Source organism: Paenibacillus sp. Y5S-9 (assembly GCF_036894235.1).
In the GTDB taxonomy this organism is placed as follows: Bacteria; Bacillota; Bacilli; order Paenibacillales; family Paenibacillaceae; genus Paenibacillus.
In genome coordinates, this window is sequence record NZ_CP145887.1 from 3,991,626 (window position 1) to 4,015,924 (window position 24,299).

Sequence of the window (24,299 nt, forward strand, 5' to 3'; positions counted from 1 at the left end):
ATAGTTTAAATCTGGTTTTTTTCTTGCTGTGTCAGTCTTCGTCCACGAATATCAAAAGCAATCTTGCCTTCTGCCAATCCCCAGATCCGTGTGGCATGTTTCTCAGCAAGTTCAATAGGCAATACTGCAATGACAGTTGCGCGTTCTTCTTCACATAATTTGCGCAGCGTTTCCAGCACCGAATCTGCTGTGTGAGGGTCAAGACCAATCACTGGTTCATCAGCCAAAACCACTTTGGCACCATGAGCAAGTGCTCTTGCAATAGCAACACGCTGCTTCTCGCCACCGCTGAGCTTCTCTGCTATTTGATGTGCTTTATCAAGTAATCCCAATCCTTCGAGATAATCCATCGCACCCATATAATCATCGGAACGTACCATACCGGTTACCATTCTCCATACGGGAGTCTGACCCGATCGTCCGATTAATACATTTTTAAGAGCCGTACGTCTGGGAAATAATTCTGGATTCTGTTCCAAGTATGCCCATTCCCGTTTAATTTTCCGTTTTCCGGACCAGCCTTCTTTCAAAATCTCGGCACCATCCACCGTAAACCGGCCGGAATCCCATTTTTCCATCATGGCCAAACATTTAAGCAACATGCTTTTACCGCTACCGCTTGAGCCAACTACAGCTATCATTTCACCCTGTTGCATATCAAATCGAATATCCCGTAGAACGGGAACGCGGTCCACGCCAACGGATTTACTCAAGTTCTCTACTCTGATCATCGCGATGTCTCCTCTTGTCCATGTTTTTCCCTACCACTAGTGTACTCGGAAATGGACATCAATTTCCATGCGAACACCAGCTTCTATTTTAACACAGATTCGAACTCAGGTTTACGACGAAATAATATACCTGCCACGCCGAAAAGAAGGTACAGGATTCCGAGCAAGGTGAACATGCTTCCGGGTGAAATCCAGTTGATCATCTGACCACCCAGATTCGGTCCAATAATACTTCCAATCGTGAAATGGAAGGATGCCACAACGTTGGCTGCAGGCAGCAACACTTTAGGCAAAATGTCTGCGGCATAGGCCAGGCCCAGTGAGAAAAAGGAACCGACCAGGCCACCTGCGATGGTTAACAATACAAGCGTCCACCAGAAATGTGTACCTGAGACTGGAACCAGCATGAAGATGATTCCCCCGCTGATACCCGCAAACATCAATATCTTCTTACGCCCATACCGGTCACTCAACATTCCGAGAGGCAATTGAAGGAACAAACCTCCAATCCCGATAAAAGGAAGCAACGACGAAATCTGATTGGTATCGAATCCAATCCGCAGCCCATACACAGGGAAGTTACTATTCATACCTGCTTCCATATATCCGTATAAGAGTGCTGGTAAAAGTGCATACCAGGCCCATGCCAGACTACGACGGAAGCGACGTTCCGGCAGTTGGCCATGCTCTGCTTTTTCCGGTTTTGTATCCGGAAGCTTCATTAATACCAGCATAAGCACTGCTGCAATACAGATGAACAAAACCCAGAAAGGGACAGCATCACCGAAACCAAGCAGCTTGATTCCCAGCGGTCCAATACTGAATCCCAGCCCGTAGGACATGCCATATAGTGATATGTAGCGTCCACGTTTTTCAGGTGCGGTTACAAGCAGTACCCAGAGCTGGGCCGCATAATGAAGTGCACTGTCTCCTATTCCAACGATCAGACGCAAAATGAACCATATTTTAATATCTGGTAAATACGGAAATAGTATTAAAGGGACCATGACTAATATCAGGCCACCTACAATCAGCTTTTTGAACCCGAATGCACCCAGTAGTCGCTCCGCAACGAGAGTCATGCCAAAAGAGCCAATGTACAACGCGGCGGCGTTTAATCCGTTTAAACCTGGTGAAACCCCTTTTTGCTCCAAAAAAATCGAAAGCACAGGCAGCAAAAGCCCCTGACTTATTCCCGCCACCACAATAACCGCAATCAAAATGAGATAGTTGGCTGTCGAGTGTGATAGTTTGAGGCGAGTAATCAATGACACGAATTCATTCCTCCTGCGAGCACACAAAGAAAAATCGCCATCGCTGACGACTTTTGTATGTTATACATATGGTTTTAAACTGCTATTTAAAGATCGGGGCTTTGCCCCGGACTTGAACATTATAGTGGACAACGCCCTGCAAAACAAGCCATAATAGAGGTTGTTCAAAAAGTTCACTTTTGATTACGAATCATGCCTGGTGGCATCATCAGCTTCGAAGATGAAAACCAGACTTTTTGAACACGCACTAATCGTACTTAAGTCGCTGCGTACATTTAGATGTGACGGGAGGATTCTGCAACATTATGGCTTATCATGTGAAAATTGATGTTTCACCGATATATGAAATGCTTAACAGCTTTCTGGTTTATGTCACGAAAAAATGGATTCAGCATCTGGATATTGGTCCTGAATGGATCGTTGAAGTGGAAGGCAAACTAAGTTCCAATGTACGAGCTGCGCTCGCACCTGCTGCCACTTGGCCTTTTGATGATTTTGATGTTTTGTTTGCATGGGCAGCATATCAAAATGATACATCGGAGAATCGTGATTTCCTGGACATGCTTGCCGGAATGACAGCGGAAGACCTGTTTGCGCGTGTGTCTCCTCTTCTGCCCGCTCTTTCAATAGAAGAATCTACGCGCATTCGGAACAGTTATGTCCCATTATTGCGACTATGGGATGAACACTACTGTCAGAATATGAGCGAAGATCAGCGTGTGTGGCTGGAAGAAGATGCCGAAGAAAAACGCATTTTGCTTGATAAAATGGGCCCAGAACTGCTTATTGAATATGCTACAGCGGGCGTTCTTGTTGAACCGATGCCTGGACTGAACGAAGTCATCCTGTTTCCAACGGTACACAATCGCCCTATTAATATGTACTGCTTCTATGAGGGTATGATGATCATGCAGTATCCAGTAGATGCACCAGAAGAGAACGAAGACCAGCCACCAACATGTCTTTTACGTTTCACCCATGCACTGGCTGATCCCGAAAGACTTCGCCTGCTTCGTTACGTATCGGATGAACCCAAATCCCTCGCTGAGATGTGTGAAGAATTGGGTAAAGACGAAGACACGGTCAAAGATCAGGTAATGGCGCTACGCATCGCAGGTCTGCTACGGACCCACCTGCTCGGAAGTAACCGTAAAGAGAAATACAGTATTCGGCCGGATGGCGTATCTGAATTGAATATGTTCCTGGAATCCTACATTCGCATTTAATTTAGTTGAACCATTGTGGAGTTATTGGCTACAAGGAGTGAGTTAGATCATGAAAATAATGAAACAACATATTTTATTTGACCTTGATGATACACTCGTATATTGCAACAAGTACTTCAACCTGATTTTGGGTGAATTCTTTGAGAATATGCAAGAGTGGTTTGATGGACATTCTTTGACAACGCAAGAGATTCGCGAAAAACAGCTGGAGATCGATGTAACTGGAGTGAACAAGCTTGGTTTTGCAAGTCATCATTTCCCGCAATCTCTGATTGATACCTATCGTTATTTTTCCGGCAAGTTCGCCAGGTTAACCTCTCCCAGAGAAGAGTCTTATCTGAGCAAGTTGGGTATGAGTGTGTACGATCAGGAGGTTGAACCCTATCCTCATATGGTTGAAACGCTTGAGAACCTCAAAGGTGCTGGACATTCCCTCTACTTATATACCGGCGGCGAAACCGTGATCCAGCAACGCAAGATTGATCAGATGAAACTCTCGGCTTATTTTGATGATCGGATCTATATCCGACAACACAAAAACGTCGAGGCACTGGAAGGCATTCTGTCTAATGGTCCTTTTGATCGTCGTGCAACATGGATGATTGGCAACTCACTGCGGACAGATATTATGCCCGCGGTAAAAGCCGGAATACACAGCATCTACATCAAACAACCGAATGAATGGCAATACAACATCGTAGAGCTTCAGCCTAATCCGGAAACGTCGATGTATACCATCACTGCACTGGAAGAGGTACCAAAAGTAATACACGAAAATATACAACAGCAGCAACAGAAAAGGACCCTTGGATAAGGGTCCTTTTACTTTATGATGAATAAGATCAAGCATCCTGTTTCTCACCAGATAACTTGCCTGTTACCACGTCTTGCAAAATAATACGTGCCTTCACCGTACTTCCGTCTTTTCGTTTGAACGATAGTACCTGGGTACTCCCCTTCTCAATCAGCGATTTTAACATCGTACTGGTGATTTTCTTGCCCGCATACTCTTTCCAGACCACAAACGAACAGCCTTCCTTGAAACGTGAGCATCCATAACCCTTCTTGCCCTCTATGATCTGGCCTGTACAGCCGGGGGAAGGACAGGGTGCCAGTAACTCTCTCACTCCGGATGGGCTCGCAGTTGAAGATGGCGTCTTGGTGGTCGTGCTTTTCCCACTGCCAGTTCTTGATGAAGATGCCGAAGTCTGACGGGACGTTTTTACAGCCGAACTGCCACTGGATGTCTTGGCAGATGTCCTTGTATTGCCGCCCTGGGTTCTGGCTCCTTTACCTTTCCCCCTGCCTGCGCGTGAATCTTCTCCAAAAGCATCTGCTGGCGCTGGGGCTTGTACACGCACTTTCTCAATGATGGACAACGTGAATTTCTTAACGTTCTCCATGAACTTGTCCTGCCCCGCCTCACCTTTGGAAATCTGATATAACCTTCTTTCCCATTGCCCAGTCATCTCAGGTGAGGTTAACAGATCTACACCCGCGCGGCGAATCAACTCAATAGCCGTTCTGCCTTTGAGCGTTAACTGCATTTTTTTTCCCTGTAGCGTAATATAACCTACGTTTTTGAGGCGCTCAATCGTAGCAGCACGTGTAGCCGGAGTACCCAAACCACTGTCTTTCATCGCATCTCGCAGCTCTTCATTCTCGATCTGCTTGCCTGCACTTTCCATCGCTTTGAGCAATGTTCCCTCGGTATAACTTTTGGGAGGCTGGGTCGCCTTCTCTTTGAACTCACTTTTCGTACATTGAACAGGCAATTCAGGTTGTACACTAAAAGCCTTGTCCGTCCACTCTTCAGCTTCCTCTTCCTCATTGCCGTTTTTCTTGCTCTTTTTCTTGCCTGCACCGCCCTGTTCCTGATCTCCAGAACCGAGAACCACTTTCCATCCGAGGGACAGTAGTTCTTTGACAGATGTCTTAAACTGATGTTTCTCCACTTCGGTGAGCACGGTATGTTGCTTATACTCCGCCGGAGGATAAAAGTGAGACAAGAAACGTCTGACAATCAAATCATAGATGTTTTGCTCATCCTTGGATAAGGTACCTGGTCGCTTTAATGTAGGTAAAATCGCATGGTGATCCTCAACCCTGCTTGGATTACATACCCCTTTATTATTCTTATGAACAAGCTCCTGCTTGGCCCCTTGCGCAAGCTCACTATAGGTACCATTTTTAAGCAGGTTTAGCGTTTTGTGCATACCTTCAATATTCTGTTCAGTAACATAGTTGGAGTTTGTCCGCGGATACGAAATTACCTTGTGTTTTTCATACAAGGCCTGTGCGATATCCAGTGTTTTTTTGGCACCATATCCGAACTTGGCATTGGCTTCACGCTGTAAAAGGGTCAGGTCATACAAACGATACGGATACTCCTTCGTCTGCTTCGCTTCGTATTTGGTAATCTGCCCTGTCTTGCCCTTCACACTGGCTGCAATGGCCTCTGCTGCCTCCGCATCGGTCAACTTATCTCCCTGACGCAGTCCCCGGTACTCGACACCTTCTTGCCGAAACCAGGCGGCTACTTCATAAAAGGTCTGTGACTGGAACGCTTCAATCTCTATTTCCCGATCGTAGATTAGCGCGAGTACCGGCGTCTGCACACGGCCTACAGACAACAATGCATTATGGCGGGTTGTAAACGCCCGTGAGGCATTCATGCCGATCAGCCAATCGGCTTCACTTCTGGCGCGAGCAGCATGGGTCAGATTTTCAAATTCAGAGGCATCCTTCAGACCATCAAAACCACGTCTAATGCTCTCTGCCGTCAAATCCGATATCCATAGACGCTTTACAGGCTGACGCAGCTTCAATTGCTGTTGTATGAGGGCGAAGATGTACTGACCTTCTCTCCCTGCATCACAAGCATTAACGATCGCTGAAGCCCGTTTCGCCAGTTCTCCAATCATTTTAAGCTGATCTTTTGTCCTCGGATTGGGTACAATCTTGAACTGATCGGGTATGATCGGCAGGTCCGCTATATTCCAGCGCTTGTACTTTGTATCATAGGCATCCGGTTCAGCCAGTCCAAGCAAATGCCCTATCGCCCAAGTGATGATGTAATGCTCACCCTCCAGATACGTGCGATTGTTCTTGGCCTTTGGTTCTATGACGGCGGCAATGGTTCGACCCATGTCGGGTTTTTCCGCTATAACCAGTGTCTTCATCCGTCCATCTCTCCTCCTTCACCGTCCGCATGACGGCAAAAAGGGGCATTCCGCCGACGGAAGCCCCTTGCTTCTGAAACTCATTATATCAGATTTTGGATTCGGGAGCACCTTCCCGAAATGAATTATCCTGCTGCCTGTTCCTTTAATACATGTTTTTGTCTGCACTCTTTGCATACACCCTGGAAATCCAGACGATGATCCGTAACAGCAAAGCCATACTGACGCTCGATTTGTTGTTCCAAACGAAGCAGCCCATCTTCCATAATCTCTTCCACTTTACCACATTCTGTACAGATCAAATGATGGTGGTGATGGGAACCGTCTGTACTTCGTAGATCAAAGCGCGCAGCGCCGTCACCAAAGTTAATTTTTTCAACGACCTGAAGGTCACTCAGCAGTTCGAGAGTGCGGTATACGGTAGCCAATCCAATCTCAGGGAACTGCTCCTTCACCAGGAGAAATACTTCCTCTGCGCTAAAATGATCCTTTTCATGTTCAAGTAATACACGTACAGTAACTTCCCGTTGTTGTGTTAACTTATATCCTTTTTCAACCAATTGATTTTTAATGTGAAAGATCTGTTCTGAAATGGACTTGTCCCGGTTACTTGCCATAGCAGGTCGCACCTCCGATTTATATTCATTAAACCTTACTTTTATCGTACGGATTCTTGGTTTCAGTTAATCCTTATTTATAATTATTATAATATAATAATAAATCTTTATCACTTAAAAAGCAATGATATTGCTCACACTTACATGAAATATGTAGTCAAATTGGTTAAAATAACAGCAAACAACCCTCGCTGATCGCGAAGGTTGTCATTTATATCTTGTTCTATACTTTTACACCAGAACCGAAGCACCCATCAAGTATTTGTCCACTTCACGAGCAGCCTCACGGCCTTCATTAATTGCCCATACAACCAAACTTTGACCACGACGCATGTCACCTGCTGCAAATACTTTATCCACATTGGTGTTGTATTTGCCGTAACGTGCCTTAACGTTTGTGCGACGATCTGTTGCAAGTCCCAGTTGCTCTACCAACGTTTGTTCCGGTCCATCAAAACCAATGGCAATCATGGCCATCTGAGCCGGGAATACACGCTCTGTACCTGGAATCGGCTGATAAATCTTGCGACCAGTCTCATCCACAATACGCTCGATCTGTACGGTATGCAATTCTTTAAGGTTCCCCTCATCGTCTCCGACAAATTTCGTTGTCATGATGGAGAACTCGCGCGGATCTTGACCAAACAACGCTTTGGCTTCCTCTTGCGCATAATCAAGAGTGTATACGTTCGGGAATTGCGGCCAAGGGTTGTTAATGCGATCACGTTCCATAGGCGCTTGTGTATGCGTACCGAATTGAGTAATCGTACGACAACCATGACGCAGCGATGTAGCTACACAGTCAGATCCTGTATCACCGCCACCAATGACGATAATATCTTTATCCTTAGCGGACAGATATTGACCATCTTCCAGATTGGAATCCAGATAACTCTTAATGCTACCATTCAGGAAATCCATGGCGTAATGAACGCCTTTCAAGTCACTGCCTTCAATATTGAATTCACGCGGCTTCGTTGCACCACCACACAATACAACAGCATCATAATCATCTACGAGTTGTTGTGCTGCAATATCCTTACCGATCTCGGTATTCGTGATGAATTGAACGCCTTCTGCTTCAAGCAGATCAACACGACGTTGAACTACCTTTTTATCCAATTTCATCGTTGGGATACCGTACATCAACAATCCACCGACACGGTCCGAACGCTCATATACGGTTACCAAGTGGCCTGCTTTATTCAACTGAGCCGCAGTAGCCAATCCCGCTGGACCTGAACCAACCACAGCTACACGTTTACCCGTACGTTTTTCAGGAGGTTGGGGAACTACCCATCCTTCTTCAAAACCTTTTTCAATAATTGCTTCTTCAATCGTTTTGATGGTTACAGGCTGACCGATTAAGCCAACTGTACAAGATCCTTCGCAAGGAGCTGGACAGACGCGACCTGTAAACTCTGGGAAATTATTCGTTTTGTGAAGGCGCTCAAGTGCTTCTCTCCACAGTCCGCGATATACAAGATTATTCCATTCTGGAATCAGGTTATGCACGGGGCAACCTGACGTGCCGCCAATCATATCTATACCTGTATGGCAATACGGGGTACCACAATCCATGCATCGTGCACCTTGTGTTCTGAGCTCTTCTTCAGCCATATGTTTATGAAACTCTTCCCAATCCTTAATCCGCTCCGCTGGCTCACGATCTGCTGGCAGTTGACGTTTGTATTCCATAAATCCAGTAGGTGTAGACATCTTACGTTTTCCCCCATCCGTTCTTGTCTTAATCCCTTCATGTGCATGGTTCTATATGAAATGGATTACTCATTACTTGAGTTTTTGTCTATTGTATCACAAAATCTTCTCGAAGATATTTCAATTATAGTAGCATTTACTGTACTGAATATTAAATGGATTATCCGCATAATTATTTGTATTTTATACATCATATCTTTCAAGTCTACCCATGGTCAATACCCTTATTTTGGTGTTAAATGTGGTTTTGAACTGCGAAATCTGGTGTGTGTTAAAGAAATAAAAAGTCGAAACGTTAAGTAAATGTTAGATAATTTGTCATGAAATCCAACATATTCTGCTATAAATCGTTCTTAATTCCGAATATCAGACTTGTTTTAGGGCTTCACAACGTTAAAACCTCAAAACTTTTACACTTTTTTACTGTTTAATGCTTGGTTACATGTATATTATACATAAATATCAATTACTCATGTTATATTAATGTTATATGTATTCCAATCTAAACAAGTGACTCATTTTTTTTATAAAAGAAAAGACGCTGTTCACGAATATTTCGCAATCAGCGTCTCTCATTATACAAATACGACCCAAGTCAGGAATTTCTTATGCCATATTTACCGTTTACGTTCATAAAATTCGAATGTATATGCATGAACATTTTTTTCATCCTGTTCGCCTTCAATCTGTTCAATCAGTTGCCATTCGGACCAATCCACTTCGGGAAAAAACGTATCTCCCTCAAAATTCTCATGAATTTTGGTCACCACTAGACGATCTGCAAGTGGCAAGAACTCGCGATACACTTGGGAACCCCCAATTACACACAGTTCCTCACCTTTGGTTACACTCAGACCCTCTTCAATCGTATGTACGATTTCAGCCTGTTCCACCTTGTAGTTCAGATCTCTAGTCACCACAATATTACGGCGCTGAGGAAGGGGCTTACCACCAAAGGATTCCCACGTATTACGTCCCATGATAATCGTTTTATTTAACGTACGTTGTTTGAAAAAGGCCATATCCTTGGGTAAACGCCATGGAATCGAATTGTTTAATCCGATCACACCGTTCTCCCCCATTGCCCATACTAGTTCAATACTCAAGGGTAATACACTCCTTCAATCCAAGTCTCTTATCGAGATTGAACACATAATTAGACTGCAATTGGAGCTTTAATGCCCGGATGATGCTGGTAGTTCTCAAACTCAAAATCTTCAAACTTATAATCAAAAATAGAATCCGGCTTACGTTTGATTACCAGCTTAGGTAAAGCATAAGGTTCACGCTCCAGCTGAGTTTTAACCTGATCAACATGGTTAGAGTAGATGTGAACATCCCCTCCAGACCAAATGAAGTCACCCACCTCAAGATCACATTGCTGAGCAATCATATGAGTTAAGAGCGCATAACTCGCGATGTTAAACGGTAACCCGAGGAACGTATCCACGGAACGCATCGTAAGCATACATGATAATTTACCCTCTGCAACGTAAAACTGAAACGCAAAATGACAAGGTGGAAGCTTCATATTATTAATCTCAGCCACATTCCATGCGCTGACAAGGTGACGACGTGAATCCGGATTATTTTTGATCGAATCAATAACTGCGGCGATCTGATCAATTTTTTCTCCGTTTGGTGCTTCCCATGTGCGCCACTGCGAACCATATACCGGTCCAAGATCTCCATTTTCGTCCGCCCAGTCGTCCCAGATCTTCACACCGTTTTCTTTCAGATAAGATATATTCGTATCGCCACTCAAAAACCATAACAGTTCATGAATAACCGATTTGAGATGAATTCGTTTGGTTGTTACCAGCGGAAATCCTTCGGACAGATCATAACGGAGCTGTCTGCCAAATACAGATTGTGTTCCTGTTCCTGTACGGTCTCCTTTATGCACGCCGTTGTTCAGAATATCCTGTAATAAATCGAGATAGTTTTTCATGTTGATATCCCCTCACTAAAGAATATTTACACTTACCACTCCGATGACAGAACAACCTTCCGATCGCTGTTATCCCCAGATTTTTTTGATTTCCTTTTCCAAAGGTAAAATCCGGGGATAAAGGCGAACACTCCGCTTCTTCAGGTTCTTTCTGTCCTCTACGTTCTCGTGTAAAAGATTAGTTTAACTTCAATACTAATTACATAGACCGTGATTGGCTTGGAGCCACATCATAACTGATCATTACTACAGTGTACCACAATTGTGTTGTTGGATAAAATCAATTCACTAAAACTTGTGAGCATGTAAATTTTCATCATATCACATACACGAGTATCTTAAATTATTCGGATCTTGCTCAAAAAAAAAGAGACGAATAACGCGTTAACGTCATTCGTCTCTTCTGATATACGTATAATGCCGGACGGATCCGAAGCTTAGACGATCTTAACGGGAGATGATGTGGATCGGGTGACCCATAACCAATTCCGCAGCTTCCATCACGATTTCGCCCAAAGTTGGGTGAGCGTGAATTGTGAGAGCCAGATCTTCCAATGTTGCGCCCATTTCAATTGCCAAACCAAGCTCAGCAATCAAGTTGGAAGCTTCCAGACCTACGATTTGGCAACCCAATACAAGGCCGCTTTCTTCGTCAGCTACGATTTTCACGAAGCCTTCAGCGTGGTTCAAAGATACAGCACGGCCGTTACCCGCATAAGGGAATTTACCTGCTTTTACTTTGTAACCTTTTTCTTTAGCTTCTTTTTCAGTGTAACCTACGCTGGAACACTCTGGATCTGTGAACACAACAGCTGGCATACATTTGTAGTCAACTACAGATGGTTGTCCTGCGATTGCTTCAGCAGCCACTTTACCTTCATAAGAAGCTTTGTGTGCCAGAGCCAGACCAGATACGATGTCACCGATAGCAAAGATGTGAGGAATGCTTGTACGACCTTGGTGGTCAACTTTGACAAATCCACGCTCGTCAACGTCAACACCAATCATGTCGAGACCAAGTTCTCCATCTGTGTTTGGACGACGTCCAACAGTTACCAGCAGGTAATCTGCAGTTACTTCTTTGGACTCACCATTTACAGAGTACTTAACAGTTACATCTTTATCCGTTTGCTCAGCACTTTCAGCTTTTGCACCCGTTACGATTTCGATGCCTGTTTTCTTCATGTTTTTAGCCACGAGGCTAGTCATGTCTTTATCGAAACCTGGCAGTACTGTATCCAGACCTTCGATGATTGTTACTTTTGCACCGAATTTGGAGTACATTTGACCAAGCTCAGCACCGATATATCCGCCACCGATAACGATCATGCTTTTTGGTACTTCAGGCAAGTTCAGAGCTTCTGTTGAAGACAGAATGCGTCCGCCAAACGGGAAAGGTTTCAGTTCGATTGGACGGGAACCTGTTGCAATAATTGCATTTTTAAATTTGTAACGTGGAGACTCGTGGTCATTGAATACACGAGCTTCGTTTTCGTTGATGAACATGCACTCACCGTTGAAAACTTCAACTTTGTTGCCTTTGAGCAAACCAGCTACGCCGCCAGTCATTTTCTTAACAACGCCGTTTTTGAATTCTTGAGTTTTGCTGAAGTCCACTTTTACGTTCTCAGCAGAGATACCAAAAGCTTCACCGTGAAGTGCAGACTCATATTGGTGTGCAGCAGAGATCAGGGCTTTGGATGGAATACATCCACGGTTCAAACAAACACCGCCCAGTTCGGATTTGTCTACGATCAATACGCTTTGGCCCAGTTGAGCAGCGCGGATGGCAGCTACATAGCCGCCAGGACCCGCACCAATTACTAATGTGTCGATATTGAGAGAAGCGTCGCCTACTACCATATCTTACACCTCCATAACAAGCAGCTCAGGGTTAGCGAGCAGCTGTTTAATGTAATTCATAAAGTTTTGTGCTGTTGCGCCATCGATGATACGGTGGTCAAAGCTCAGGGAAAGAGCCATTACAGGTGCTGCAACTACTTCGCCGTTTTTGATCACTGCTTTTTCGCTGATGCGTCCTGTTCCGAGAATAGCAACTTCAGGGAAGTTGATGATTGGAGTGAAGAACATACCGCCAGCAGAACCAATGTTACTGATGGAGATTGTGCTTCCTCTCATTTCATTCGCGCTCAATTTGCCGTCACGACCACGAGCAGCCAGATCACGGATAGAATCAGCGATCATCCAGATGGATTTACGATCAGCATCTTTGATAACAGGAACGATCAAGCCGTTGTCTGTATCTGTAGCGATACCGATGTTGTAGTATTTTTTGTAAACAATTTCGTTAGCTTCTTCATCAATCATAGCGTTCAGAGCCGGGAATTGGCGGGAAGCCGCAACCAATGCTTTAACGATGAATGGCAGATAAGTAACTTTTGTTCCTTTTTTCTCTGCAATTGGTTTCATGCGAGTACGGAAAGCAACCAATTCAGTTACGTCCACTTCGTCCATGATTGTAACGTGAGGTGCTGTGTAAGCCGATTTAACCATTGCATTAGAGATCGCTTTACGGATACCTTTGAATGGTACGCGCTCTTCTTCAAGGTATTGATCAGCTGCAGCCGCTGCTGGTGCTGCGGATTTTTTCTCTTCTTGAGCCGGAGCTTCGGAAGATGCCGCTGCGGAAGAACCGCCACCGTTTTTGAAGGATTCAACATCTTCTTTGGTTACTTTACCATTGTTGCCAGTCCCGTTAACCTGAGCGATGTCTACACCTTGTTCACGAGCAAATTTGCGCACGCTTGGTGTTGCCAGAACGTCTTTGGCAGGTACTGCCGGAACGCTGTTGTTGCCGCCTTCTTTAGCTGCATCCGAGCTGGAAGCTGCTGCAGAAGAACCGCTTGTGTCAGCTCCGCCTTGAGCTGCATCTTTCTCTTGCTCGCCTTGATCGCCAGCAGGAGCGTCGTCTTGCTCAGGAAGTTCGCCTTCTGCATCGATGATCGCTACAACTTCACCAACGTGGCAGATTTGACCGTCTTTAGCGAATACTTCTGTAACTGTTCCGTTAACCGGACAAGGTACTTCCACAACCGCTTTGTCGTTCTGTACTTCCATGATGATGTCGTCGTCAGTTACTTTGTCACCGACTTTGATGTGCATCTTGATGATTTCGCCTTCGTGTAGGCCTTCGCCCAATTCAGGGAATTTATATTCAAATTTAGCCAACTGAAAAACCTCCTTGATTATGTGCTCAATCCTGAAAACAACCCTTAACTCCAAGAAACAACTGTTACTGCTAATGCAAATAACTGTTACTCAAGGGGCTAATGGCTGTTTACAGTGCAGCTTGCGCTGCGGTGTGAATCACCATACTGCGCCTTGCGGCATGTCAGATGATTAAATTAGAAATTAACGACTTTATTAACCGCAGCAACGATACGTGCTGGGTTAGGAAGCCAAGAATCTTCGATTTGTGCAAAAGGATATACAGTATCCGGACCAGCTACACGCAGAACCGGTGCTTCCAAGTGCAGGATTGCTTTTTCATTGATTTGGGCAATGACTTCAGCTGCAACACCTGCGCTCTTTTGAGCTTCCTGTACAACAATTGCACGGTTTGTTTTCTTAATAGAAGCAACGATGGTATCGATATCGATCGGACTAACCGTACGAAGGTCGATAACTTCAACTTTGATTCCTTGTTTTTCGAGTTCCTCTGCTGCTTTCACAGAAGTATGAACCATCATACCGTAAGTAATGATTGTTACATCGGAACCTTCACGAACAACGTTCGCTTTACCCAATTCAACAACGTAATCTTCTTCAGGCACTTCTGCACGGAAAGCATGATACAGGTTCAAGTGCTCCATGAAGAATACAGGATCGTTATCGCGAATGGAAGCGATCATCAGACCTTTTGCATCGTAAGGGTTAGAAGGAACAACGACTTTGATACCTGGTGTTTGCGTGAGCAGACCTTCCAGGGAATCTGTATGCAATTCTGCCGCTTTTACACCGCCACCGAATGGTGTACGGAATACGATTGGAGAATTGTATTTTCCACCAGAGCGGAAACGCATACGAGCAGCTTGCACTACCATTTGGTCAAGGGCTTCAAAGATAAAACCAACGAATTGGATCTCAGCAACCGGACGGAAGCCTTGTACACCCAGACCTACAGCCAGACCACCAATAGCGGACTCAGCCAGTGGTGTATCAAATACACGCTCTTCGCCAAACTCTTTTTGCAGACCTTCCGTTACACGGAAAACGCCGCCTACATTACCTACGTCTTCACCGAAGAGCAGAACGTTAGGATCACGTTTCAACTCCACGCGAAGCGCATCACGGATTGCTTCTTTCATGTTCATTTGTGCCATTTGCTTCATTTCCTCCTTAAACATTGACAGTTCACATTTGAATTCGTACATGTATACCGGGACATTAAAGTCGCGGATGTTTATGCTTTATCGGAAAAAACTTATTGGAAATCAGCTTTTTGCTCTTCCAAGTGCTTAGGCGTTTGTTCGAACATGCTGTCGATCAAGCCTGAAATTGTCATTTTCTCGGTTTTTTCCGCTTTTTTGATTTCTTCATTTACTTTAGCTTTTGCTTCTTCTTTCACACGTGCTGTATCTTCTTCAGTCCAAAGACCTTTTTTCTCCAGATATTTAGCGAAACGTGCGATAGGATCTTTAGCAGACCATTCTGCCTCTTCTTCTTTTGTACGATACTTGGAAGCATCATCCGAAAGGGAGTGAGGACGGAAACGGTATGTTACTGCTTCGATCAATGTTGCGCCTTCTCCGTTACGTCCACGCTCAGCAGCTTCCTGAACAGCTTTGATAACAGCGAAGATGTCCATACCGTCAACTTTAACACCTTTGATACCTGCCGCTACCGCTTTGTGAGCGATGGACAGAGCTGCTGTTTGTTTAGCAAAAGGAGTTGTGATGGCATAACCATTGTTTTGTACGAAGAAGATAACAGGCAGTTTGTATACACCAGCGTAGTTCAGACCTTCATAGAAGTCACCTTCAGAAGAACCGCCATCACCTGTGTACGTGATAACAACTTGTTTTTGTTTCTTCAATTTGTAACCCATAGCGATACCCATTGCATGCAGAATTTGTGCACCAATGATGATTTGTGGCATCAATACATTAACGCCATCTGGAATTTGTCCACCATGTTGGTGTCCACGGGAGTACAAGAATGCTTGATAAAGAGGAAGTCCATGCCATACGAGTTGCGGAATGTCACGATAGCCAGGACATACAAAGTCTTCTTTTTCAATTGCAAATTCACTACCAACCATTGTAGCTTCTTGACCAGATACTGGAGCATAGAAACCAAGACGACCTTGACGGCCCAGGTTTACTGCACGGTCATCCCAAGTACGGGTAAATACCATGCGGTACATAATTTCTTTTAATTGATCATCGGAAAGTGTAGGCATCATGTCTTTGTTAACAATTTCGCCGTCAGGAGACAGCACGGACAGAGCTTCTACATCCTCTGTATACACTTCATAAGGAACCTTGCTCATTTTTTTCTTCACCTCAACAAAAAATTTGAATATCAAGTTCCGCTGTTATAATATTATTATACACCTGTTTCACTCCATACGTCAAAGAAATCCGTAATTTTTTTATGTTTCCTGCCGGATTGTATGTATAACAGGGGCTTAATATTGGTATAACAGCATAATACATGATTGCGTGTTTGACCTAACCCCGCACAAGGGTAATCTTACCGTATTGCGCGGTCGAATGCAAAAAATTAACCGAGAAAGGTGACGTTTTATGACGGATTCCCGCTATTTGAAACGCACGATTGTGAAGGAAGAGATTGAAAGTCGCTATCTTGGAGAGAAGCGAACGCTCCGTATTTACCTTCCTCCGGGCTATAACGAATTACTTAGCTACCCTGTCGTTTATTGTCAGGATGGCGAAGAATTTTTTAATTTCGGACGAATTGCTACAACAGCTAACCAAATTATTCTAGACGAAGGAGCCGAACCTTTCATTATTGTAGGGGTTCAGGTCGATGTGTCTGTGAGAACACAGGAATATGCTCCATTTGGAGATCGGTTCAAGGCATATACCGCTTGCTTCGCTGAAGAGATTATTCCCTATATAGAAGAGAAATATCCTGTGCGCCGTTCTCCGCAGGAACGTATTCTTGCCGGAGACTCGCTCGGTGGCAGTGTTTCACTTCATCTTGCTCTGTTATATCCGGATCTGTTCACACGTGTTATTAGCATGTCTGGCGCCTTCTACTCTGCTTCTCAGGAAATCTATGCCGCAGCTGAAGACCTTTCTTGGCTCTCGATCTGGATGATCGTTGGTTTGCAGGAGACTGATTTCGAGGCAGACACGGGTACGTATGATTTTGTTCAATTAAATCGGGATACTCGAGAATTGCTGGAAAAACGTGGTGCCCTCGTCTCCTATCAAGAGAAAGACGGGAAGCACCAATGGGGTTTTTGGCAGAAGGAATTGCCCGAAGCATTACTTTATTTTCTCCAGGAAAGATAAAAGGACCACATTAACAGGCGGCTGAAATGCCGCTATTGTTTTCTACCCCGATGATACCGCTTACAATTGTAACCTGAAAAAGAAGCAGGATATCCTGCTTGCTTTAAGTGCTCTAATCCTGCTTCTTTGCCCGGTTACAAATTGCATATCAGATCATGTTTATTTACTAAGCTAAGGAATTTTCCGCTTCAATCTTTCTCAACAGAACATCGCAGCCTGCGTTAACCAACTCATATACCTCTTCAAAATTGCCTGTGTAATACGGGTCAGGTACTTCCCTGAGTTTTTCCTCTGGAAGCATGTCCATAAACTTGATGATGTCCGCCTCAGCTCCGCCTGGAACGTTGCGTACATTATCTGCATTTGAATTATCCATACATACAATGTAATCAAATTGAGTAAAGTCTTCGCTGGCGAATTGTCTCGCTGCCATGTTGGCATAAGAAATCTGGTACGAATCCAGCAATTTTCGAGTCCCTTCATGCGGAGGTTTACCGACGTGCCAGTCCCCTGTTCCCGCTGAGTCCACACGAATCTGGTGTTCAAGCCCCTTCTCCAGGACTTTGTGACGCAAAACGGCTTCAGCCATTGGTGATCTACATATATTGCCCAGACATACAAACAAAACGTGAATCATATTAATCCCCCTTGCTTAACGTACCTTGAAGTACCGACGATGTTGGCTGTGTCACAATGCTCTCCGGCTGAGGACTGACGTTGCCCGTCTCAGATGGCACCAACGAACGACGTGGCAGTTTCCATTTATAATGTACAGAACACATACGGAAAAACACAACGGCCGCGAAACCTAGCAATAATCCGGTATTCGTTGTTAACCAGCCCATACCTATGACAAAACCGGCTGTCATTGCCCATACAGCATAGATTTCATCACGCAATACAAGCGGTTTACGTCCAGCGAGCACATCACGAATAACGCCTCCACCAATACCGGTCATTACTGCTGCAACGATAACTGCGCTAATAGGATGTCCCATGTTCGCCGCGTACAGCGCCCCTTGAATTGCAAATGCTGCAAGTCCGATTGCATCAAATAACGCCTCTGTTCGCTTCCAGTGACTAATCCACTTGAGAGGCAATATAAACGCAACTGCTACAGATACTAAGGCTAACATAATAAGTGATCCCTGACTCCATAATGTCGTTACAGGTATACCTATAAGTACATTCCGGATAATCCCGCCTCCGAATGCGGTGACAAGTCCAAGCACCAGTACACCCAAGATGTCATACTCCTCTTCCATTGCCACGAAGGCACCGGACATTGCAAATGCGATAGTGCCTATAATGCTGAATACTTCAAAAATGTGTAAGTCCAACCTGTTCAAACCTCACTTTTCAAGTCATCTCCATGTCGCTCTACCCATTGTATCCGCGAGCACTGAAATTGTGCAACCACATTTTGTGGATTATACTGGTTTGGTGAATATATTTGTACAGGTTCCAACATTATATTTGAACAATGAACTATTTTTCTCTGAATTAGGAAGGATGAAATAAAATGACGGCGAAACGGATTGTTATTTTTACAGGCGGAAACTTATCTGTAGAATTACTTCAGGAAATACGAGAAGATGATATGATCATCGCGGCCGATCGCGGTGCATTATTTTTAATTGAACACGGCATTCAGCCTCACATTGCAGTTGGAGACTTCGACTCCATTACCGAAGATGAACGTATCATTGTAAGCAACAATAGCATTCGGTTCATTACATGTGACCCTGTTCATAAGGATCTTACTGATACAGAAATGGCTTTTGAGACAGCGCTAGATTACGAACCTTCTCACATCTTAATGTTAGGTGCTACAGGTACACGTATGGATCACACCCTCGCTAATGTACATATCATGGTTCGCGCGATGCAGCATCATATCTCCTGTGCCATTCAGGACAAGCACAACTACATGACACTGACCACATCCAAAGCTGTGGTTGAACACCGTGACTATAAATATGTTTCTCTGCTTCCCTTGACTCATGAAGTTGCAGGAATAACTCTGGATGGTTTTATGTATCCGCTAGATCAAGCCACCATTCGCATGGGACAATCCTTGGGTGTAAGCAACCAGCTCTTAGGCTCCTCCGGTACAGTCACTATCGATAGCGGCTTATTGCTGATTATTCAGAGCAAAGATTGAATCTATTCGTATGCTTCATAATTAATTATTACGTTTTTGTAACCAGTGATTCAACGAAGAAAATAGGTTCACACATAATAAAGACCCTTGATATTCAAGGGTCTTTGCTATTTCATCTTTATTGTTCATCCGTCAATGATTAATTTTTTGACATTTTTAATCATATTTTAATAAACATCCCCAAACCATTGTGGCCCAAGGGATTACACTTCCCTATCCAATTTCTAGGTTGTTACAAAGCTGTTATACTCGCTCTAGCAACTTAACGAAAACGAATTTTGGAGGTACTAACTAACATGAAAACAAACATCTTTGTCCAAAAGGCCGTAACCGTCGGGTTGTGCGCTACACTAGGTTTTGGAGCTGTATTAATGACTAACGCACCTGTTGCACAGGCAGCAACTGCTTCTGTATCCACAGGTCAACAGATTGTTAACTATGGTAAACAATTTACTGGAACTCCATATAAATTTGGTGCTTCAACCTCAACAACCAAAGTTTTTGACTGCTCTTCTTTTATGAAATATATTTTCAAAAAGTATGGTGTAGACTTGCCGCGCACTTCCGTGAACCAATCCAAAGAAGGTACAGCTGTATCCAAAGCTAATCTGCGTGTCGGAGATCTAGTATTCTTCTCCAGTGGTAGCCGTTCTACGGGCTCAAACGTTACTCATGTAGGCGTATATGCAGGGGACGGAAAGATTCTGCATACGTATGGATCTCCAGGCGTAACCCTCTCTGATCTGGACTCTGGTACTTGGAAAAGAACGTATGTTAAAGCTCGTCGTGTACTCTAGAATCACATTATAGCTAATCAGTAAGGACCGGAGGTTACTATCCGGTCTTTTATTTTTACCCTCTTTTTGCCACACTCTAAACTGGCGATTCATGGAACTAACTTTAGTAATCTAATTTTTTTCATGAAGCATATAACCGATCCCACGCACAGTATGAATCAGTTTCACACTTCTTCCCTTATCCACCTTAACCCGCAGATGTTTGATGTATACGTCCACAACGTTGGTATCCATCGCATACTCATATCCCCATACCTCCCGCAAAATATCACTCCGTGTACACGCTTCATTCACATGCAAGGCCAGAAATTCCAGCAATTCGTACTCTTTTGGCGTTAATGTCAGGTATTCACCCGCACGATTTACCCGCCTTGAACGTAAATTCACTTTAAGATCATGAACTATAATTACTTCTTCACCCTCTTGTGTTGCATTCGCAAAAACACGCAATAAGTTTCGTATTCTGGCGAGCATCACGTTCAGGTGAACGGGTTCCTCCATTACATCATTAGCTCCGTAATCCAGCCACTCCACGATGAATTGAGGAGATGCGTTAGACGTGATAACCAGTAGAGGTACAACCTGACCTTTATCTATCCATCGTTTCAACTCTAATTTCTGATCCTGGTCATGATGTGCTTCCCCCTCACTTCGGTCTACCAGAATGATCAGGTTGATGTGTGATAACGAATTCTTGGCGAATTGGTCTAGTTCAGGTCCTTCCTTTCGTTGCACCTCATACCCTTCGCTACATAAAACATCCTGAATAAGGCTGACCTGCTCTCCTGCTCCAATCAGCAAAATGGCTGTTTTCACTCTTTTTCACCCGGCCTGTCTCTATCCCCACTGCTCGCAGCAATGGTTGGTACAGATAGCATGCCGTAAAATGAAAAAGTCCATTCCCTCAAGGGAACAGACTTTGCTTCTTTCTTGCTTTAACCAAAGTAGCGATGGACGAGCGTACGTGCTTCAGCTGTGTCGTTTGTTCCGTGTACGAGGACACGTCCATCTTGGAAAATAACCATTCTATGGACTCCTGTTGTAAAAGAAACCAAAAACGGATTGGATTCCACTTTTCCTTCTTGAAGTCTATCCAGACGATCCGCCGTTTGTTGAAGATCCAGATTCATACGCCGTGCAGGTCGGATCTGAACGGTATCCCTGCCACATAACACATCGGTTTTCTCCAGATTGGACGCAGAAAGATATGGATACGTTGCCGAATCGCTGCAGGAAGGGCAATCTTGCTTTTTCGCACCATCCACATTGATGGATATGTATTCGTTCCTCCACACGTCAAATGACAACAACTTGCGTCTCAATGCATTTGCATTGCCACTAAGTAACTTCATCGCTTCTGCTGTCTGATTCGCCGTTACCATCTGTACCGCTTGAGGAATAATGCCAGACGTATCACAGGTATCGCCCCCCAGGGGGACTTCACCCAGCAAACAATTTAAACATGGCGTATCTCCGGGCATAAACGTGTAGGTGATGCCGTAACTACCCACACATCCACCATAAATCCAGGGAATACGGTGCTTCTGTGACATATCATTAATGAGTAGCCGAGTATCAAAATTATCCGTTGCATCCATAATCAAGTCTGCATGCTGAACGAGTTCTTCCAACTCATCTACTCTGACGTCCAACACTTTCCCTTCCACATGAACCGTGGAATTAATGGCAGATAAACGTTTTTCCGCCGCCATTGCCTTCGGTATCCGCTCAAGCGCGTCCTGTTCTACATATAATTGCTGCCGCTGCAGGTTACTCCACTCCACATAATCACGATCCACAATCGTTAAGTGTCCGACTCCTGAACGAACTAACGTTTCTGCAATTCCTGTTCCGAGTGCACCAGCGCCTACAATTAAAACTCTGCTGCCCTTTAATCTGGCCTGGCCTTCCTTGCCAAGTGGCGCGTACCGTTCCTGTCTGGAATAACGATCGGCCTGCTCGGAAGATGTTATTTGATCTGTCATGTATGAACCATTCCTTCCACCGGACTACTGGCTGCTGCATAACGCTTTACGGGAATCATGCCTGCCTCATATGCCAATCTACCCGCTTCTACCCCCAATCGCATAGCTTTAGCCATGCTCACTGGATCCCCTGATCCGGATACGGCTGTATTTAACAATACGCCATCGGCACCAAGTTCCATCGCATAAGCAGCATCTTTGGGGGAGCGCAATCCTGCGTCCACAATCACAGGTACAACGGCCTGCTCAATGATGATCTCAAGGTTATAGGGATTGATGATGCCTCTGCCAGCTCCGATGGGAGAAGCGCCAGGCATTACAGCATGTACGCCAAGCAATTGCAGCCTTTTGGCCAGAATGACATCATCTGAAATATAAGGCAATACCGTGAAGCCCTTTTCAAGCAAAATTTCGCAAGCCTTGTACGTTTCAATCGGATCTGGGAGCAATGTTATTCCATCTCCGATGACTTCGACTTTTATCATATCACAAAGTCCTGAAGCCCGCGCAAGCTCGGCAATCCGCACCGCTTCTTCCGCAGTGGAAGCCCCAGCCGTATTCGGGAGAAGCGTGTATTTGTCCAGGTCCAATGTATCCAGGAAATGCTTCTGGTTACGTTCCTCTAGATTCAAACGACGAACAGCAAAGGTTAAAACTTCCGTTTCAGATGCTTCCACAGCCTGACTTTGCACTTCCAGATCCGAAAACTTGCCTGTTCCGAGCAATAATCTGGACTCAAACGTATATTTACCAATATTCAACATCATCAACCGCCTCCTACAAAATGTACAATCTCAATTCGATCGCCTTCTCTTAATGCCGTTGACTCATGATACTCACGCGTTAAGATATGCCTGTTCAGTTCTACAACGACAGTCTTGACTTGCAGATCAAAAGATTTAAGCAGTTTGTCCACACGATTCAATCTGTCCTCAATCTCCATCCGTTGACCATTAACGATGATATTCACTGCACCACTCCCTTTCTGTTCAATCGCTCCGGACTCAGCGCCTCAATTCCGAGTTCTTCTGAGTTTTTGCCAGCGAGCAATTCAGCGATTAGCCTGCCTGTTATCGCACTAAGCAAGATACCGTTACGGTAATGCCCAAAGGCGGCGAACAGTCCGGGTATACTCTTGCATGCACCTATATAAGGCAGTCCATCGGGAGTTGCTGGTCTTACGCCTGCCCACGCTCTTATAAATTGCGCTTCTTTCATCCCAGGCACCCAGTTGGTAGCCGCTGTTAGCAGCTTCTGAACACCATGTACAGAAACGTTCAGATCTGTTCTGCCTGGCAGACTGGTTGCCCCAAGCCAAACTTCGCCATTGGCTTTGGGAACAATATAGATATCCTCTGCATACACCGTTCTGTCAGGTCTGTACCCTGCATGTTCATCCGAGAACTGAACGGCGGCTATTTCACCTTTTACCGACCACACAGGCAAGCTCAGATTCACATGTCTCATCAACTCTTCACTCTGTAAACCAGCCGCTATAATGACATGTTTGCATGTTATCTCACCGATCGATGTGGTGATCCCCTGCACGCCGTGTTCGTTTGCTCGCACGCGTATATCCTGTATGCCCTCCATAACCCGTGCTCCCAATGCTTGAGCGGATTCGGCGTATGCCTTCGTTAGATGGACTGGAAGAATCTCACTCTCGTAAGGCCTGTAGTAGGCTCCATACGTATCTCTGTTAATCCAAGATGCCTCCTGCTGCACAACGGAACGATCCCACCATACCTCATCAGCAAAAACAGACAACGCAGACCTCCGATTGTCCTTATAACTGCTTAATTCACTGTATGATCGAAAAGGGGTTAGGAATCCATGGCGTTGCAGGCCAGTCTCTACCTCACTGAGTGTAGCCATTAGCACCTGTTGCTCGATAAGTAACTGTCTACTCTGCCTGGCGAGCTTAGCCATCAAAGGATGAGCAAAATCCTCACTATCTGCCCCCAGCATTCCAGCCGCTGCGCAAGAAGTGCCTCCTGCAATCGCCGAACGCTCCAGCAACAGAACATCCTGTCCACGGGAAGCAAGCTCATATGCAATGGCACAACCAACAACGCCTCCACCTACAATAATCGTTTCTGCATGAATCTTGTCCGGATTATCAGTTACAATCTCTTTCATCCTCTCATCTC

Annotated in this window: 23 protein-coding genes; 5 read left to right on the forward strand and 18 right to left on the reverse strand. The window is 44.8% G+C overall.

The genetic code is table 11. From position 1 onward, the window contains the following. Window positions 1–5 precede the first annotated feature (5 nt). Together V6669_RS17555 and V6669_RS17560 are read right to left on the reverse strand one after the other, a co-directional pair. Complete coding sequence (locus V6669_RS17555) at window positions 6–731, reverse strand: ATP-binding cassette domain-containing protein (RefSeq protein WP_036613671.1); 726 nt, start codon at window positions 729–731, stop codon at window positions 6–8. 83 nt (window positions 732–814) lie between these two features. Beyond that, window positions 815–2,005 (reverse strand): MFS transporter, encoded by a 1,191-nt coding sequence (locus V6669_RS17560; RefSeq protein WP_338587221.1) that lies wholly within the window; start codon window positions 2,003–2,005, stop codon window positions 815–817. A 305-nt stretch (window positions 2,006–2,310) separates the two neighbouring features. Between V6669_RS17560 and V6669_RS17565 the strand changes: the two genes are divergently transcribed. After that, window positions 2,311–3,231, forward strand: coding sequence for a helix-turn-helix domain-containing protein (locus V6669_RS17565; protein ID WP_338587222.1), 921 nt, complete (start codon window positions 2,311–2,313; stop codon window positions 3,229–3,231). Between the two features lie 49 nt (window positions 3,232–3,280). After that, window positions 3,281–4,045: an HAD family hydrolase gene (locus V6669_RS17570; protein WP_036613669.1), complete on the forward strand. Its 765-nt coding sequence runs from the start codon at window positions 3,281–3,283 to the stop codon at window positions 4,043–4,045. A gap of 28 nt (window positions 4,046–4,073) precedes the next feature. On the opposite strand, the gene V6669_RS17575 is transcribed toward V6669_RS17570, so the two are convergent. From V6669_RS17575 to pdhA, 9 genes are all read right to left on the reverse strand, one after another. Then, window positions 4,074–6,413, reverse strand: coding sequence for a DNA topoisomerase 3 (locus tag V6669_RS17575; RefSeq protein WP_338587223.1), 2,340 nt, complete (start codon window positions 6,411–6,413; stop codon window positions 4,074–4,076). Between the two features lie 125 nt (window positions 6,414–6,538). Beyond that, window positions 6,539–7,030, reverse strand: a complete 492-nt coding sequence (locus V6669_RS17580; protein WP_036613667.1) for a Fur family transcriptional regulator — start codon at window positions 7,028–7,030, stop codon at window positions 6,539–6,541. A gap of 231 nt (window positions 7,031–7,261) precedes the next feature. Beyond that, window positions 7,262–8,749 carry a glutamate synthase subunit beta gene (locus V6669_RS17585; protein ID WP_289389509.1) on the reverse strand — a complete coding sequence of 496 codons (1,488 nt, stop codon included), beginning with the start codon at window positions 8,747–8,749 and terminating at the stop codon, window positions 7,262–7,264. Between the two features lie 617 nt (window positions 8,750–9,366). Continuing rightward, window positions 9,367–9,855: a dihydrofolate reductase gene (locus V6669_RS17590; protein ID WP_338587227.1), complete on the reverse strand. Its 489-nt coding sequence runs from the start codon at window positions 9,853–9,855 to the stop codon at window positions 9,367–9,369. A gap of 50 nt (window positions 9,856–9,905) precedes the next feature. Next, complete coding sequence (thyA, locus tag V6669_RS17595) at window positions 9,906–10,700, reverse strand: thymidylate synthase (RefSeq protein WP_036613661.1); 795 nt, start codon at window positions 10,698–10,700, stop codon at window positions 9,906–9,908. Window positions 10,701–11,147: 447 nt separating this feature from the next. Continuing rightward, window positions 11,148–12,563: a dihydrolipoyl dehydrogenase gene (lpdA, locus tag V6669_RS17600; RefSeq protein ID WP_036613658.1), complete on the reverse strand. Its 1,416-nt coding sequence runs from the start codon at window positions 12,561–12,563 to the stop codon at window positions 11,148–11,150. Between the two features lie 3 nt (window positions 12,564–12,566). After that, a complete protein-coding gene (locus tag V6669_RS17605; RefSeq protein WP_338587229.1) occupies window positions 12,567–13,889 on the reverse strand; it encodes a dihydrolipoamide acetyltransferase family protein in 1,323 nt (440 codons plus the stop codon). 176 nt (window positions 13,890–14,065) lie between these two features. After that, a complete protein-coding gene (locus tag V6669_RS17610) occupies window positions 14,066–15,043 on the reverse strand; it encodes an alpha-ketoacid dehydrogenase subunit beta (RefSeq protein ID WP_074095465.1) in 978 nt (325 codons plus the stop codon). A gap of 101 nt (window positions 15,044–15,144) precedes the next feature. Continuing rightward, window positions 15,145–16,212, reverse strand: coding sequence for a pyruvate dehydrogenase (acetyl-transferring) E1 component subunit alpha (gene pdhA, locus V6669_RS17615; RefSeq protein ID WP_017688072.1), 1,068 nt, complete (start codon window positions 16,210–16,212; stop codon window positions 15,145–15,147). 256 nt (window positions 16,213–16,468) lie between these two features. Here pdhA and V6669_RS17620 point away from each other — a divergent pair, with 256 nt between their 5' ends. Continuing rightward, window positions 16,469–17,203: an alpha/beta hydrolase-fold protein gene (locus V6669_RS17620; RefSeq protein WP_091020737.1), complete on the forward strand. Its 735-nt coding sequence runs from the start codon at window positions 16,469–16,471 to the stop codon at window positions 17,201–17,203. 166 nt (window positions 17,204–17,369) lie between these two features. Here the strand turns inward: V6669_RS17620 and V6669_RS17625 are convergent, their stop codons facing one another. Then, window positions 17,370–17,840: a low molecular weight protein-tyrosine-phosphatase gene (locus tag V6669_RS17625; RefSeq protein ID WP_338587233.1), complete on the reverse strand. Its 471-nt coding sequence runs from the start codon at window positions 17,838–17,840 to the stop codon at window positions 17,370–17,372. A gap of 1 nt (window position 17,841) precedes the next feature. Continuing rightward, a complete protein-coding gene (locus V6669_RS17630) occupies window positions 17,842–18,543 on the reverse strand; it encodes a trimeric intracellular cation channel family protein (protein ID WP_074095468.1) in 702 nt (233 codons plus the stop codon). Between the two features lie 182 nt (window positions 18,544–18,725). Between V6669_RS17630 and V6669_RS17635 the strand changes: the two genes are divergently transcribed. Together V6669_RS17635 and V6669_RS17640 are read left to right on the forward strand one after the other, a co-directional pair. Beyond that, window positions 18,726–19,367: a thiamine diphosphokinase gene (locus V6669_RS17635; RefSeq protein WP_338587235.1), complete on the forward strand. Its 642-nt coding sequence runs from the start codon at window positions 18,726–18,728 to the stop codon at window positions 19,365–19,367. Between the two features lie 296 nt (window positions 19,368–19,663). Beyond that, window positions 19,664–20,164 (forward strand): C40 family peptidase, encoded by a 501-nt coding sequence (locus V6669_RS17640; RefSeq protein ID WP_338587237.1) that lies wholly within the window; start codon window positions 19,664–19,666, stop codon window positions 20,162–20,164. Window positions 20,165–20,275: 111 nt separating this feature from the next. Here V6669_RS17640 and V6669_RS17645 read toward each other — a convergent pair whose 3' ends face one another. The 5 genes from V6669_RS17645 to thiO all read right to left on the reverse strand — a co-directional run bounded on the left by V6669_RS17645 (window position 20,276) and on the right by thiO (window position 24,288). Then, a complete protein-coding gene (locus V6669_RS17645; RefSeq protein ID WP_338587238.1) occupies window positions 20,276–20,980 on the reverse strand; it encodes a response regulator transcription factor in 705 nt (234 codons plus the stop codon). 119 nt (window positions 20,981–21,099) lie between these two features. Further along, entirely contained in the window at window positions 21,100–22,149 is a 1,050-nt protein-coding gene (locus V6669_RS17650) for a ThiF family adenylyltransferase (protein WP_338587240.1), read from the reverse strand. Then, a complete protein-coding gene (locus tag V6669_RS17655) occupies window positions 22,146–22,913 on the reverse strand; it encodes a thiazole synthase (protein WP_338594985.1) in 768 nt (255 codons plus the stop codon). Before V6669_RS17655 ends, V6669_RS17650 begins: the two co-directional genes overlap by 4 nt. A gap of 2 nt (window positions 22,914–22,915) precedes the next feature. Further along, complete coding sequence (gene thiS / locus V6669_RS17660; RefSeq protein WP_315935834.1) at window positions 22,916–23,119, reverse strand: sulfur carrier protein ThiS; 204 nt, start codon at window positions 23,117–23,119, stop codon at window positions 22,916–22,918. After that, window positions 23,116–24,288 (reverse strand): glycine oxidase ThiO, encoded by a 1,173-nt coding sequence (thiO, locus tag V6669_RS17665; RefSeq protein ID WP_338587243.1) that lies wholly within the window; start codon window positions 24,286–24,288, stop codon window positions 23,116–23,118. The genes thiS and thiO overlap by 4 nt, the downstream gene beginning before the upstream one ends. Window positions 24,289–24,299 lie beyond the last annotated feature (11 nt).

What these genes read in the sequence shown, in the direction of transcription:
- V6669_RS17555 (WP_036613671.1), bottom strand. Translation starts at nt 731, where the DNA reads ATGATCAGAGTAGAGAACTTGAGTAAATCCGTTGGCGTGGACCGCGTT.
- V6669_RS17565 (WP_338587222.1), top strand. Translation starts at nt 2,311, where the DNA reads ATGGCTTATCATGTGAAAATTGATGTTTCACCGATATATGAAATGCTT.
- V6669_RS17570 (WP_036613669.1), top strand. Translation starts at nt 3,281, where the DNA reads ATGAAAATAATGAAACAACATATTTTATTTGACCTTGATGATACACTC.
- V6669_RS17575 (WP_338587223.1), bottom strand. Translation starts at nt 6,413, where the DNA reads ATGAAGACACTGGTTATAGCGGAAAAACCCGACATGGGTCGAACCATT.
- V6669_RS17580 (WP_036613667.1), bottom strand. Translation starts at nt 7,030, where the DNA reads ATGGCAAGTAACCGGGACAAGTCCATTTCAGAACAGATCTTTCACATT.
- V6669_RS17585 (WP_289389509.1), bottom strand. Translation starts at nt 8,749, where the DNA reads ATGTCTACACCTACTGGATTTATGGAATACAAACGTCAACTGCCAGCA.
- thyA (WP_036613661.1), bottom strand. Translation starts at nt 10,700, where the DNA reads ATGAAAAACTATCTCGATTTATTACAGGATATTCTGAACAACGGCGTG.
- lpdA (WP_036613658.1), bottom strand. Translation starts at nt 12,563, where the DNA reads ATGGTAGTAGGCGACGCTTCTCTCAATATCGACACATTAGTAATTGGT.
- V6669_RS17610 (WP_074095465.1), bottom strand. Translation starts at nt 15,043, where the DNA reads ATGGCACAAATGAACATGAAAGAAGCAATCCGTGATGCGCTTCGCGTG.
- pdhA (WP_017688072.1), bottom strand. Translation starts at nt 16,212, where the DNA reads ATGAGCAAGGTTCCTTATGAAGTGTATACAGAGGATGTAGAAGCTCTG.
- V6669_RS17620 (WP_091020737.1), top strand. Translation starts at nt 16,469, where the DNA reads ATGACGGATTCCCGCTATTTGAAACGCACGATTGTGAAGGAAGAGATT.
- V6669_RS17625 (WP_338587233.1), bottom strand. Translation starts at nt 17,840, where the DNA reads ATGATTCACGTTTTGTTTGTATGTCTGGGCAATATATGTAGATCACCA.
- V6669_RS17635 (WP_338587235.1), top strand. Translation starts at nt 18,726, where the DNA reads ATGACGGCGAAACGGATTGTTATTTTTACAGGCGGAAACTTATCTGTA.
- V6669_RS17640 (WP_338587237.1), top strand. Translation starts at nt 19,664, where the DNA reads ATGAAAACAAACATCTTTGTCCAAAAGGCCGTAACCGTCGGGTTGTGC.
- V6669_RS17650 (WP_338587240.1), bottom strand. Translation starts at nt 22,149, where the DNA reads ATGACAGATCAAATAACATCTTCCGAGCAGGCCGATCGTTATTCCAGA.
- V6669_RS17655 (WP_338594985.1), bottom strand. Translation starts at nt 22,913, where the DNA reads ATGTTGAATATTGGTAAATATACGTTTGAGTCCAGATTATTGCTCGGA.
- thiO (WP_338587243.1), bottom strand. Translation starts at nt 24,288, where the DNA reads ATGAAAGAGATTGTAACTGATAATCCGGACAAGATTCATGCAGAAACG.